This is a genomic window from Idiomarina seosinensis, from assembly GCF_044797955.1.
Classification (GTDB): Bacteria; Pseudomonadota; Gammaproteobacteria; order Enterobacterales; family Alteromonadaceae; genus Idiomarina; species Idiomarina seosinensis_A.
On the sequence record NZ_CP085211.1, the window covers coordinates 1,318,489 to 1,332,207 of the forward strand.

The window sequence follows — 13,719 nt, forward strand, 5'->3', positions numbered from 1 at the left end:
AACGACCTATTGTTGTTATAGTTTGCGTTGAAATTCGTCCATAAACTGAATTAAAGCGTGTACCCCTTCCTCCGGCATGGCGTTATACAGGCTGGCTCTCATGCCACCGACAAAGCGGTGTCCTTTTAATCCTGACAGGCCCTGCGCCTGCGCTTGTTGCAAAAAGCGTAGCTCCTGCTTTTTGTCAGCCAGCTGAAAGGGAATATTCATGATTGAACGGTATTCTGGCTGCACTTCATTACGATAAAATTCAGACTGATCCAGGTACTGATATAACAGTTCTGCTTTGCGATGATTCCGCCGTCCCATCTCCTGTAGTCCGCCAATTTCTTTAAGCCACTTAAAGACTAAACCGGACAGGTACCAGGCAAAGGTATTAGGGGTATTATACATTGAGCTACTCTTAGCCTGGATTTGGTAGTCCATAATTGAGCTCAATTCAGTTTGCGGTGTCCCCAATAAGTCCCGTTTAACTAAAACCACGGCAAACCCTGAGGGTCCGATATTTTTTTGCGCACCGGCGTAAATTACTCCAAACCGGCTAACATCCAGGGGCTCTGATAACAGATTCGATGACATATCTGCCACCAACGGGGCGGCAATATCATCCGGAATTTGGTGCAGCGCGATACCATCAACGGTTTCATTGGGGCAATAGTGAAAGTAAGCGGCATCTTCAGACAACTTCCAGTCACTCCGTGGTGTCAGTGCTTTGCCATTAGCTTGCTGCTGCTGGCCACCTACCACATTAACCCGGTTAACAAACTTTTCCGCTTCGCGGATGGCATAACCGGACCATATGCCGCTATCAAGATAATCAACGGTCGCTGACTTACTGGCAATGTTTTGTGGTACGGCAGCAAATTGTCCGCGACCGCCCCCTTGCAAAAACAACACTTCGTAATCGTCCGGTACGGCTAACAAATCGCGCAGATCCTGTTCTGCCTGACGGGCCATTTTTACGTAGGCGGGGTCCCGGTGCGAAAGCTCCATCACCGAAACTCCCTGCCCTTGCCAGTTTAACAATTCCTGCTGCGCCTGCTGCATGACCTCTTTAGGTAACATCGCAGGGCCGGCAGAAAAGTTAAACAAATCAGTCATCCTGGCCAGCCTGCTCGTCTGTCGCTTCGCTGGCTTCGTTTTCCAGCGCCGCGATTTCATCGTCTTCCATTTCGTCAATTCGTTGCAGGCCAACGACTTTTTCATCTTCACCGGTGCGAATCAGACGTACCCCCTGGGTATTACGGCCAACACTGGACACCTCGTTTACCCGGGTGCGCACTAAAGTACCCTTATTACTGATCAGCATAATTTCATTGCCGTCGATAACTTCCATAGCACCAACAACATTGCCGTTGCGTTCGCTGACTTTTATTGACAGTACGCCTTTAGTAGCGCGGCTCTTAGTGGGGTACTCAGCTACTGATGTGCGCTTACCAAAGCCGTTTTCCGTAACCGTTAAAATGGCCGCCTGTTGGTCTTCGTAACTGCGCGGCACGATTAACGATACCACCCGCTGCTCTGGTTCAAGTCTGATACCACGAACGCCGGTTGCGGTCCGGCCCATCGAGCGTACCTGATCTTCTTTAAAGCGGACCACTTTTCCGGCGTCAGAGAACAACATAATTTCCTGGTCTCCGTCGGTAATATCCACGCCAATAAGCTCGTCGTCGCCATTCAGGTTCAGGGCAATAATACCGCCGCTACGCGGCCGTGAGTATTCGGCTAGTGGGGTTTTCTTAACCGTTCCCATCTGGGTAGCCATAACCACAAACTTATCTTCCGGGTAATCACGAGTTGGCAAAATTGCGGTAATGCGCTCGTCATTTTCTAACGGCAGCAAGTTAACTATAGGCTTACCCCGCGCCGCCCGGCTGGCCAGTGGCAGTTGGTAAACTTTCATCCAGTAAATACGGCCGCGGGTCGAGAAGCACAAAATGGTGTCATGGGTATTAGCCACCCACAGCCTTTCGACAAAGTCTTCATCCTTCATTTTAGTCGCAGCTTTACCCTTACCACCGCGTTTTTGCGCTTCATACTCGGTTAAGGGCTGATATTTTACGTAGCCCTCATGGGACAGTGTCAGAACTACATCTTCTTCGTTGATTAGATCTTCCATGCTGATGTCGTGAGTCGCTGCCGTAATCTCAGTGAGTCGTTCGTCACCAAAGTTACCGCGCACTTCGATAAGCTCCTCGCGAATCACTTCCATCAGACGTTCCGTTGAACTCAGAATATGCAGTAGCTCAGCAATTTGGTCTAAGATCCCTTTGTATTCTTCCAGAATCTTCTCATGTTCCAGACCGGTCAGCTTGTGCAAGCGTAGATCCAGAATTGCCTGCGCTTGTTCTTCGGTCAGGTAATAGTTACCGTCACGAATACCGTATTCAGCCGGCAGATGATCCGGACGCGCGGCATCAACACCAGTCGCTTCAAGCATGCCGGCCACATTACCCAGCAACCAACTGCGGGCAGTTAAAGCGGTTTTAGCTTCAGCCGGCGTTGGCGACTGACGAATCAACTCGATGATTTCGTCAATATTAGCCAGAGCAATGGCGAGACCTTCCAAAATGTGGGCGCGTTCGCGTGCTTTACGCAGTTCGTATACCGAACGTCGGGTAACCACTTCACGGCGGTGACGGATAAAGGCATTAAGCATATCGTAAAGGTTAAACAGCCGCGGCTGCCCTTTATCCAACGCCACCATATTGATGCCAAAAACGACTTGCATTTGGGTATTGGCGTAAAGATGGTTTAAAACAACTTCAGCGACATCGCCGCGGCGAATCTCGATAACAATGCGCATGCCGTCTTTATCGGATTCATCGCGCAAACCAGTGATACCTTCTAAACGCTTCTCTTTTACCAGCTCGGCGATCTTTTCTATTAACCGGGCCTTGTTAACCTGATAGGGAATCTCGGTCACAATAATGCTTTCGCGGCCGGACTTTTCGTCCACTTCGACGTTTGCTTTAGCCCGCAAGTGAATGCGTCCGCGGCCTGTTTTATAGGCTTCGATAATGCCCGAGCGTCCGGAGATACTGGCGGCCGTTGGAAAATCCGGACCAGGAATGTATTCCATCAGTTCATCAATGGTAATTTCAGGGCGATCGATCATGGCCAGAGTGCCATTGATCACTTCGTTTAAATTATGCGGCGGAATATTGGTTGCCATACCAACAGCGATACCTGACGAACCATTAACCAGCAAATTAGGAATTCGGGTTGGCAAGACATCGGGAATGCGTTCTGTGCCATCGTAGTTGTCAACAAAATCAACGGTTTCTTTGTCCAGATCCGCTAACAGCTGATGCGCGATTTTCTGCATCCTGATTTCGGTGTAACGCATCGCAGCGGCTGAGTCACCATCTACCGACCCAAAGTTGCCCTGACCATCAACCAGCGTGTAACGTAGCGAGAAAGGTTGCGCCATCCGCACAATAGTGTCATAGACTGCCGAGTCACCATGAGGGTGATATTTACCAATGACGTCACCGACGACCCGAGCTGATTTTTTGTATGGTTTATTGAAATCATTGCGCAGTTCGTTCATCGCAAATAACACGCGACGGTGAACGGGTTTTAATCCGTCACGTACATCAGGTAAGGCACGGCCAACAATTACACTCATAGCGTAATCGAGGTAAGAGCTCTTTAACTCATCCTCAATGTTGACGGGTGACACTTCTCTGGCTAAATCGCTCATATATTTGTCCCTAAAAAATCCGCAAGTTCGTTGTTATAATGATCTCCCTATTGTACCCATACCAAACCCATCTCGCACCCTCTTTTTAACAATCACTGGCTGCGGTATGCTAGGCATACTGTAATTGCCCGGCTGTTTACTAAACACCGCCCGAACCTGAGTAACCAAAATGACCGTAAAAGAAAATAACCTGAATGACTCGAACGTCGATAACGCTGAAATCGATAAGTTTTCAGCGTTGGCCTCCCGTTGGTGGGACCCTCAGGGTGAATTCAAACCCTTACATCAAATTAACCCCTTGCGGCTGGACTTTATTGAACAACACAGCGACGGTCTGTTCGGTCGCCGGGCAGTGGATATCGGTTGTGGCGGTGGCTTACTAAGTGAAGGCATGGCAGCCCGGGGGGCTGATGTGAAGGGAATAGACCTGGCGGAACAGTCGCTCGAGGTGGCCCGCCTGCATGCGCTTGAGAGTCAGTTAGAGATTAGCTACCAATGTATTTCAGCAGAACGCTTTGCCGCACAACACGCTGAGCAGTTCGACGTTGTCACCTGTCTGGAGATGCTGGAGCACGTTCCTGATCCCGAATCGGTTGTGCGTGCCTGCGCAGCTCTGGTTAAGCCGGGTGGAAAAATATTTTTTTCCACCCTGAACCGAAACCTCAAATCCTGGCTATTAGGTATCGTTGCCGCCGAGCACGTTTTACGTTGGGTCCCCAAAGGCACCCATGATCATCAGCGTTTTATCAAGCCATCGGAACTATTAAACATGACCGATAAGGCGGGTTTGCAGCCAATTGCAATGAGCGGCATTGTTTATCACCCGTTAAAAGGGTTTCAGCTGCAAGCCGATGACGTGGATGTTAACTATATCGTCGCTCTTTATAAACCTTGTTAAGTTAGCCGAACAAAAGGAAAGGCCATGAGTAAAACGAGCGACGTTAAGCCCGTTAAAGCGATTTTATTTGATCTGGACGGTACGTTACTGGATACCGCTATGGACTTAGGTGCAGCATTAAATCATGTCTGCCGCTATCATGGCCGGCCCGAGGTAGCTGAAGAGCTGTTCAGTAAAGTAGCCTCGCATGGTTCGCGCGGTTTGTTAGAACTTGCTTTTGCCGATCATATGGAGGATTTGCAAAGCAACCAATACCAATCACTAAAAAACCGCTTCTTAAGCCACTATGAGCAAAACATTGCGGTTCATTCAAAATTATTTGACGGTATTAGCCAGTTACTAAGCACCCTGGCTAATGCCAATATCGCGGTGGCGATTGTCACTAATAAACCCCATGCCTTAACACAGCTGTTATTGCCTCATTATCCCGAGTTGGCTGCCATCGAAATTGTCGTCGGTGGCGATACCCTGGCGGTGGCAAAGCCTCACCCTGATCCTCTGCTGCATGCCGCTAAACAACTGCTGGTTGATAGCGACCAATGCATTTATGTTGGCGATGCCGAGCGTGACATTGAAGCCGGACGCAATGCTGGTATGGTTACCGTACTGGCAAATTATGGCTATATTAACGATAGTGACCAGCCGCAACGCTGGGGCGCAGATTACACCATTGAACACCCGCTCGATCTGCTAAACATTCTGGCCATTAGTGAGCGCACTCATTAATGGTCGCACTTAGAACCGGTAATACTAAAAATCTATTTTGAAAGTCCAAAAAATTATAGCGCCCCATGCTTCTGCGCAAATGCAAGCAGCTAAAGACTTGCGTAGCGACGGCGCTTTTTGCAAGCGGTATTTGCGATTATTTTCATGCGATTTCACTTGATCACTGCCCCTGTTAATTCTAGCATACGGCTTATACCAAACCCCTAGATATTGTGCCTATTCCATAATCAGGGGCTTTTTTGCACAATATCTTGTGTTCATCCAGCATAACAAATAGATAAAGAGCAGCGCCAAATGAACGATCAACTTTTTGTCACCAAACGCAATGGTCAACGCGAACCGTTGAATCTTGATAAAATTCACCGTGTCATCATGTGGGCTGCGGAAGGTCTGCACAATGTATCGGCTTCTCAGGTCGAGATTAAATCGCACATTCAGTTCTACGACGGCATAAAAACTGAAGACATCCATGAAACCATCATAAAAGCAGCCGCCGACTTAATTTCCGAAGAAGCTCCTGATTACCAGTATATGGCCGCACGACTGGCGGTTTTCCATTTGCGAAAACGCGCTTACGGTAAGTTTGAGCCACCGCGCCTGTTCGAGCATGTTAAAAAGATGGTGGCAGAACAACGCTACGATAAGCACCTGCTGGATGACTACAGTGAGCAGGAATTCGATCAGATGGACGAGCTGATCGACCACTGGCGTGACATGAATTTTTCTTATGCCGCGGTAAAACAACTGGAAAATAAATATCTGGTACAAAACCGTGTCACCGGGGATATTTATGAAAGCGCGCAATTCCTTTATATTCTGGTAGCTGCCTGTTTGTTCGCTAACTATCCAAAAGCCACCCGGATGGATTTTATTAAGCGATTCTACGATGCGACTTCAGAGTTTAAAATTTCCTTACCGACACCGATTATGTCAGGCGTCAGGACACCCACGCGTCAGTTTTCGTCCTGTGTGCTAATTGAAGCCGGTGATAGTCTTGACTCGATTAATGCCACGGCCAGCGCTATTGTTAAGTACGTTTCCCAGCGTGCCGGGATTGGTATTAATGCCGGCCGCATCCGCGCCCTGGGTAGCCCTATCCGGAACGGCGAAGCTTTTCATACCGGCTGTATCCCGTTTTACAAGTACTTTCAGACAGCGGTAAAAAGTTGCTCTCAAGGTGGAGTCCGCGGCGGCGCTGCGACCCTGTTTTATCCGCTGTGGCACCTGGAAATCGAGAACCTGCTGGTATTAAAAAATAACCGCGGTGTCGAAGAAAACCGTGTTCGCCATCTCGATTATGGGGTGCAGTTTAACCGCTTAATGTACCAGCGCCTGGTAAAAGATGACTACATTACCTTGTTCAGTCCGTCAGATGTACCCGGCCTGTATGATGCGTTTTTTGAAGATCAGGCGGCCTTTGACCGCTTGTACCTTCAGTATGAAAATGACGACAGCATCCGTAAAAAACGGATTAAAGCTATAGAGCTGTTTGGCTTGTTCATGCAGGAACGAGCGAGTACTGGCCGTATCTATGTACAAAACGTCGACCACTGTAATACCCACAGTCCGTTCGATGCTAAGGTAGCGCCAATTCGCCAGAGTAACTTGTGCCTGGAGATTGCTTTGCCGACCAAACCTCTTAGCCATGTTAATGATGAAGAAGGCGAAATTGCCTTATGCACCCTATCGGCATTTAACCTGGGCAAAATTGAAAAGCTGGAAGATTTTGAAGAGCTGGCCGAGCTTGCAGTACGTGCCCTCGATAGTCTGCTGGATTATCAGGAATATCCAGTACCGGCAGCTTACAACGCCACCATGAACCGTCGTACCCTGGGCATTGGCGTGATTAATTTTGCCTACTATCTGGCTAAGCACGGGGTTAAATATTCCGACGGTTCTGCTAATGCTCTGGTACACCGAACCTTCGAGGCGATGCAGTATTACCTGATGAAAGCCTCGGTGCAGTTAGCAAAAGAAAAAGGTGCCTGTCCGAAATTTAATGAGACCACCTACTCGCAAGGCATTATGCCAACGGATACTTACAAAAAAGATCTGGATGCTTTTTGCAACGAGCCGCTGCAGCTGGACTGGCAGCAATTGCGCGAGGACATCCGTCAGTACGGCATGCGTAACTCGACGCTGTCGGCGCTTATGCCATCAGAAACCTCCTCGCAGATTTCAAACGCGACTAACGGTATTGAGCCCCCTCGTGGCTTTGTCAGTGTCAAAGCGTCCAAAGACGGCGTAACTAAGCAGGTCGTGCCTGATTACGATACGCTGAAAGACAGCTACGAGCTATTGTGGCAGATACCCGATAACAAAGGTTACCTGCAGCTGGTTGGCATTATGCAGAAGTTTGTTGACCAAACCATTTCGGCCAACACAAATTACGATCCGACCAAGTTTGAGGGTGGTAAAGTGCCCATGAAGCAATTACTGCAGGATTTACTCACGGCTTACAAAATGGGTGTAAAAACCTTGTATTACCACAACACTCGCGATGGGGCAGCAGATAATCAGGCCAATATCAGCGAGTCTCAACGTCAAGCCAGACAAGCACCTAACCCTAACGAAGTCATTATCGAAGAAGATGATGATTGTGCCGGCGGTGCGTGTAAGATTTAATCACAGGAGTTTGTCGAGTGTCTTATTCAACCTTTAATCAACTTAATAATGATCAGTTAGCTGAACCGATGTTTTTTGGCAACTCGGTTAACGTGGCGCGCTATGACCAACAGAAACACAGTATTTTCGAGAAGCTAATTGAAAAACAAATCAGTTTTTTCTGGCGCCCCGAAGAGGTTGATGTCAGCCGTGATCGAGTTGACTTTGCCAAATTAACGCAAAGCGAAAAACACGTTTTTATTTCAAACTTAAAATACCAGACCCTACTCGATTCGATCCAGGGCCGCAGTCCCAACATCGCCTTATTACCCATTGTGTCGCTGCCGGAACTGGAAACCTGGATTGAAACCTGGTCATTTTTTGAAACCATTCACTCGCGCTCATACACTCACATTTTGCGTAATTTGTTCAGTGATCCCAGTGAAGTGTTTGATGACATTGTTATCAACGAACAGATAAAAATGCGCGCCCGGGATATCTCACAATATTACGATGACCTGATTTTCTATACGCAATTGTGGCAAACACATGGCGAAGGCGACATAGAAGTGAACGGCGAAGTCCACCATGTCTCCATGCGTGAATTAAAGAAAAAACTGTTTTTATGCATCAATTCCGTCAACGCACTGGAAGCGGTAAGGTTTTATGTCAGCTTTGCCTGTACTTTTGCCTTTGCCGAGCGCGAGATGATGGAAGGCAACGCAAAAATTATTCGCTTAATTGCCCGTGATGAGAACGTTCATTTAACCTCGACACAGCATATGCTGAATTTATGGCAATATGGCGAAGATGACCCGGAAATGAAAGAAATTGCTGAAGAGCTGCGGGACGATGCTTATGAAATTTTCATGACCGCAGTAAAGCAAGAAAAACAATGGGCTCATTACTTATTTAAAGACGGTTCGATGATCGGACTGAATGAAAGTATGTTGTGCCAGTATGTAGAATACATTGCTAATCTTCGCATGCAGGCCATTGGATTTGATGCTCCTTTCCCTGAGCAACGTTCGAATCCGTTGCCTTGGATGAACAAATACCTGGTTTCCGATAACGTTCAGGTAGCGCCTCAAGAAGCAGAAATAAGCTCTTATCTGGTGGGCCAGATTGACAGTAGCGTGAACGCATCGGATTTAGGGGACTTTGACCTGTAAGCGGCATGAGCCAGACTATCTTTAAAGTGGTTGTTAACGGCAAGCATGAGCTGGCCGTTGACGCTTCCAAAGGGACTTTGCTTGAAGCCCTTGAAGCTCGTCAACTGGATGTTCATTACCACTGCAAAAGCGGGTTTTGTGGCGCCTGTCGCTCAACCCTAAAGGCCGGTAGTGTGCGCTATTTGACCGAACCCCTCGCCTATATCCGCAAAGGTGATATCCTGCCCTGTTGTTGTGTACCCGAATCTGATCTAGACTTAGATCATTAACTTATCGATTTTTTCGATAAATACATTCGTTTCATGTCGTTGGTAAACAACCGTAAAAAGTGGATAATAGGCCACTTTATTTGACCCCGGTACGCAACAACGACGTATCACAGTATTGCAGAGGTAAAACTATGTTCACCGTAATTTTTGGCCGTCCCGGCTGCCCTTTTTGTGTTCGCGCCGTTGATGTTGCGAAGCAGTTGAAAGCTGACCGCGACGATTTTGATTACCGCTATATCGACATTCACGCCGAAGGTATTTCAAAGGCTGATTTAGAAAAAACTGTTGGTAAACCGGTACACACAGTGCCGCAGATTTTTGTTGACGAAAACCACGTTGGCGGCTTTACCGAATTTGAAGCTTATGCCAAAGAAAACCTTAATCTTTATGCGTAATCACCGCTGACCTACAGGCAAAGCTTTTGCGCGCTAATTTCTTAGCGCGCCAATTCCTTCATCGCATTACGAACCCGTTTCTCAGATACCGGATATTGTGTCCCCAGTGTCTGCGCGAAAAATGAAACTCGCAACTCCTGCAACATCCAGTAGATTTCTCTGACCGCCTCAGGCACCACTTTGCCCTGCTGCTTTTCCAGCTTTTGGTAGTCCTGCTCCAATTTATCCAACGCTAAGGTCATTAACCTGTCTTTGTTCGGATCTACCGGGAGCTTTTGCAGTCTTTTTTGCAATGCCGCAAGATAGCGTTCAACGTCCACCAGTCGTTCGGCGCCCAGCTGACTGACAAACCCCTTAAAAACCAACTGATCGAGTTGCTTTTGCACGTCACCGCGAGACTGAATCTGATCAAGAGGAATTTTTCCTTTCAACTGCTTACGGATGTTCTGACTGAGCAATAAACAGGATTCGACATAGCCGGCAATGCGCTCGACCCGGTCATTAAGTTCCGCTCTGACCTGCTCTTTTAGCTGCTTAAAGCTTTGTTCGTCACGAACAAGGTTATTATCGAGGGCATATTCATTAATCAACTCATCAACGGCCGCTGCAATACAATCCTTTATCAAAGCATCGACCTTGCCCCAGGGATTAAAATACATGGCCAGTTTGGCTTTATTAGATAGCGATTTTTGTAAATATTTAACCGGCGACGGCACCTGCTTTAACACCAGTTCCCGTAGTCCGTGTCGGTGGGCCTGCGCGGCCTCAGCAGCCGAGTCGTATAACTGTATCGCAATCGCTTTATCATCCGCGGCTACCGTTAACCCCGGATACGCTTTAATTTCAAAACCCTGCTGCTGTTCTGTTATCACTTCCGGTAACTGAGCGAAGTCCCAGTCTTCGATGTCATCACGCTTGACCTGCTCTCCGGCTGACTGATCCAACCGTTGCTGGACGGTATCGGATAAGCCGGCTTTTAACGCGTCAAGGTCCCGGCCTTGTTTGACTAAGGTTTTACCATCAAAAATTTTAAAGTTCATGCGTAAATGCGGTGGCACAGCGTCTTCGTTCCAGGCATCGTCTGCTATGGTAACGCCGCTCATACGGCGCAATTTTTCCGTCATGGCTTCCGTTAATCTGCCTTGCAGCGGCTCGATATCTGCCACCACGGCACTGGCATAATTAGGCGCCGGCACAAAATTGCGCCGGATAGGTTTGGGCAGCGACTTGATTAAAGCCGCGACACGATCCTCGCGCAGAGCGGGGATATGCCAGTCAAAGCCCTGGTCCTGAACCTGGTTAAGTATTGCCAGCTGAATATTGACACTGACACCATCGTCTTCCGCATTAGGCTCAAAATGGTAAGTTAAAGGCAGTCGCAAATTACCCTGGCGCCAAAATTCCGGATAATCCTGTTCGGTAATGTGTGAGGTGTCAGCACCGATCAGGTCGTCGCGTTCAAAAAACAATAAATCCGGTTGTTTCTTGCTGGCCTTATGCCACCAGCCTGCTAAGAGTTTTTCCGTATAAATTCCCGCCGGCAAATGTTTTTCATAAGCATCAAAGAGCTCTTGCTCATCAACGAGAATATCGCGCCGCCGTGACTTAGCCTCCAGTGTCTGGACGCTTTCAATCAGCTTTAAATTGTGTTTTATAAAAGGTAACTGACGCTTTATCTGGCCCTGAACTAACGCTTCGCGGATAAATATCTCACGTGCCTTTGCCGGCGCCACAGGTCCGTATTGCACGCGTCGCCGTCCGACCAAAATCAAGCCGAGCAAAGACACTTGCTGGTCAGCCACAACACTGCCCTGCCTGGCCTCAAAATGTGGCTCCAGGTACTGGTGTTTCACCAGATGATGAGCGGCCTGTTCAATCCAGTCAGGCTCAACAGCTGCATTAACCCGTGCAAACAGCTTAGACGTTTCTACCAGCTCGGCACTGACCAGCCATTTAGGTGGCTTGCCAAATAAATGAGAACCCGGGAAAATATGAAACCGGCTTTGCCGGGTACCCTGGTATTCATGTTTTTGCTCTTTTAAACCGATTTGCGATATCAGACCACTAAGTATGGCCCGATGGACCTGCTCATAGGTGGCCGGCTCCTGATTAATACTCAGCCCCAGTTCACGAGCACTTTGCCGGCTTTGGGTATACACATCCTGCCATTCACGAATTCGCATAAAGTGCAGAAATTCGCGCCCCAGCTGCTTTCTGAACTGGTTACCCGATAAAACCTTTTGCTGTTCAGTTAAATAATTCCAGAGGTTCAGGTAGCCATTAAAATCCGAACTTTTATCAGCAAATCGCTGATGCCACTGGTCAGCTTTTTGTTTAGCATCATGGGGGCGTTCTCGCGGATCCTGAATACTTAAGGCCGCTGTAATGATTAACATTTCGCGCACGCAGCCGTGCTGCTGAGCGGCGATTACCATGCGCGCCAAACGCGGATCCAGCGGCAGTTTTGAAAGCTGCCGGCCTGTTTCTGTCAGCCTTGGCTGTGACTGTTTACGGCCGGCTTCTATGGCGTGAATTTCCTCCAGCAGATTTAGCCCGTCCTTAACAAAGCGTTCATCAGGTTTTTGCACAAAAGGAAAGGCCCGTATATCACCCAGCCTCAATGCAGACATTTGCAGGATAACGGCTGCTAAATTGGTCCGCAGAATTTCCGGATCTGTGTACTCTGGCCGGCCGGCAAAGTCTTCCTCACTGTAAAGGCGGATACAGATGCCGGCAGCAATACGTCCACAGCGGCCCTTACGCTGGTTGGCACTGGCCTGAGAAATCGGCTCAATCGGCAGTCTCTGCACTTTAGTACGATAAGAGTAACGGCTAATACGAACGGTTCCGGGATCAATGACATAGCGAATTCCCGGCACAGTTAACGAGGTTTCAGCCACATTGGTTGCAATCACTACGCGGCGTTTAGAATGGCTCTGAAACACACGATTTTGTTCATGTGAAGAAAGTCTGGCGTAAAGCGGCAAAACCTCGGTATCCGATAATTGCAGCTCATTAATTGACTCAGCGTAATCGCGAATTTCGCGCTCGCCGCTGGCAAAAATCAGGATATCACCGGACCCTTCAGCCTGTAACTCCTGCACCGCGTCCAGTATTCCCTGTAAGACATCAGTTTCTGAAGCTTTACCCTCTGCCGGCGGCCGGTAGCGTACCTCAACGGGATAAGTGCGTCCGCTTACGGTTAATACCGGCGCGTTATTAAAGTGTCTGGAAAAGCGCTCAGTTTCAATGGTCGCTGAGGTTATGATCAACTTTAAATCGGGCCGCTTAGGCAATAGCTGATGCAGCACCCCTAACAAAAAATCAATATTTAAGCTGCGCTCGTGCGCTTCATCGATAATAATCGCATCGTATTGCAGCAGCAGGGCATCATTTTGCAGCTCTGACAACAACATGCCATCGGTCATCAGTTTAATCGCTGTAGTTGGCGCCGTTTTGTCCTGAAACCGTATCTTATAACCGACTTGCTGTTGCTGGCTGTCTTTTAACTCTTCGCCAATCCGCGCAGCAACACTACGCGCCGCTAAACGCCTTGGTTGTGTATGACCTATAACACCACGACGGCCATACCCCATTTCCAGCAACATTTTTGGTAGCTGGGTCGTTTTACCCGAGCCTGTTTCACCTGCCACTACCACAACCTGATGCTTTTCGATGGCCTGCTTTATGTCGTCACGCTGCTGCGCAACCGGCAACTGTGGGGGGTAATTAATGGTAAATTTCTGTTCAGCGCGAGCTAAAAACTGTAACTGCGCGGCGTCCAGATCATCCTTAATTTTTGCCAGAACCTGTTGTCGTCGTCCGGCATGTTTAATTTTGCGTAGACCACGAAAACGGCCGCGCAATTGCGCGGCCTGTTGTAATGTACATTGTTCAAGCTCAGCCTGATACTGCTTAATCAGCGCTTGTGGATCCATAGACTCCTGAC

At 48.4% G+C, this 13,719-nt stretch carries 9 protein-coding genes; 6 read left to right on the top strand and 3 right to left on the bottom strand.

Annotated features, from left to right (window positions below; translation table 11 throughout):
* Window positions 1-15: 15 nt before the first annotated feature.
* Together serC and gyrA are read right to left on the bottom strand one after the other, a co-directional pair.
* On the bottom strand, window positions 16-1,101 hold the full coding sequence (serC, locus tag LG288_RS06310) for a 3-phosphoserine/phosphohydroxythreonine transaminase (RefSeq protein WP_404399263.1): 1,086 nt from the start codon (window positions 1,099-1,101) through the stop codon (window positions 16-18).
* Window positions 1,094-3,706, bottom strand: coding sequence for a DNA topoisomerase (ATP-hydrolyzing) subunit A (gene gyrA / locus LG288_RS06315; RefSeq protein WP_404399265.1), 2,613 nt, complete (start codon window positions 3,704-3,706; stop codon window positions 1,094-1,096). The genes serC and gyrA overlap by 8 nt, the downstream gene beginning before the upstream one ends.
* Before the next feature lie 169 nt (window positions 3,707-3,875).
* Here gyrA and ubiG point away from each other — a divergent pair, with 169 nt between their 5' ends.
* From ubiG to LG288_RS06345, 6 genes are all read left to right on the top strand, one after another.
* Window positions 3,876-4,604 (top strand): bifunctional 2-polyprenyl-6-hydroxyphenol methylase/3-demethylubiquinol 3-O-methyltransferase UbiG, encoded by a 729-nt coding sequence (gene ubiG, locus LG288_RS06320; RefSeq protein ID WP_404399266.1) that lies wholly within the window; start codon window positions 3,876-3,878, stop codon window positions 4,602-4,604.
* 24 nt (window positions 4,605-4,628) lie between these two features.
* Window positions 4,629-5,330, top strand: coding sequence for an HAD family hydrolase (locus LG288_RS06325; RefSeq protein WP_404399268.1), 702 nt, complete (start codon window positions 4,629-4,631; stop codon window positions 5,328-5,330).
* Window positions 5,331-5,624: 294 nt separating this feature from the next.
* Window positions 5,625-7,955: a class 1a ribonucleoside-diphosphate reductase subunit alpha gene (nrdA, locus tag LG288_RS06330; RefSeq protein WP_404399269.1), complete on the top strand. Its 2,331-nt coding sequence runs from the start codon at window positions 5,625-5,627 to the stop codon at window positions 7,953-7,955.
* Between the two features lie 17 nt (window positions 7,956-7,972).
* A complete protein-coding gene (gene nrdB, locus LG288_RS06335; RefSeq protein WP_404399270.1) occupies window positions 7,973-9,106 on the top strand; it encodes a class Ia ribonucleoside-diphosphate reductase subunit beta in 1,134 nt (377 codons plus the stop codon).
* Between the two features lie 5 nt (window positions 9,107-9,111).
* On the top strand, window positions 9,112-9,375 hold the full coding sequence (gene yfaE, locus LG288_RS06340) for a class I ribonucleotide reductase maintenance protein YfaE (RefSeq protein WP_404399272.1): 264 nt from the start codon (window positions 9,112-9,114) through the stop codon (window positions 9,373-9,375).
* 131 nt (window positions 9,376-9,506) lie between these two features.
* Window positions 9,507-9,770: a GrxA family glutaredoxin gene (locus LG288_RS06345; protein ID WP_404399274.1), complete on the top strand. Its 264-nt coding sequence runs from the start codon at window positions 9,507-9,509 to the stop codon at window positions 9,768-9,770.
* A 41-nt stretch (window positions 9,771-9,811) separates the two neighbouring features.
* Here the strand turns inward: LG288_RS06345 and hrpA are convergent, their stop codons facing one another.
* Complete coding sequence (gene hrpA / locus LG288_RS06350) at window positions 9,812-13,708, bottom strand: ATP-dependent RNA helicase HrpA (protein WP_404399275.1); 3,897 nt, start codon at window positions 13,706-13,708, stop codon at window positions 9,812-9,814.
* Between the last annotated feature and the right edge of the window lie 11 nt (window positions 13,709-13,719).

Bases quoted from the DNA above. Each gene is read 5' to 3' on its own strand.
- ubiG (WP_404399266.1), top strand. From the start codon at position 3,876: ATGACCGTAAAAGAAAATAACCTGAATGACTCGAACGTCGATAACGCT.
- LG288_RS06345 (WP_404399274.1), top strand. From the start codon at position 9,507: ATGTTCACCGTAATTTTTGGCCGTCCCGGCTGCCCTTTTTGTGTTCGC.
- yfaE (WP_404399272.1), top strand. From the start codon at position 9,112: ATGAGCCAGACTATCTTTAAAGTGGTTGTTAACGGCAAGCATGAGCTG.
- serC (WP_404399263.1), bottom strand. From the start codon at position 1,101: ATGACTGATTTGTTTAACTTTTCTGCCGGCCCTGCGATGTTACCTAAA.
- LG288_RS06325 (WP_404399268.1), top strand. From the start codon at position 4,629: ATGAGTAAAACGAGCGACGTTAAGCCCGTTAAAGCGATTTTATTTGAT.
- gyrA (WP_404399265.1), bottom strand. From the start codon at position 3,706: ATGAGCGATTTAGCCAGAGAAGTGTCACCCGTCAACATTGAGGATGAG.
- hrpA (WP_404399275.1), bottom strand. From the start codon at position 13,708: ATGGATCCACAAGCGCTGATTAAGCAGTATCAGGCTGAGCTTGAACAA.
- nrdA (WP_404399269.1), top strand. From the start codon at position 5,625: ATGAACGATCAACTTTTTGTCACCAAACGCAATGGTCAACGCGAACCG.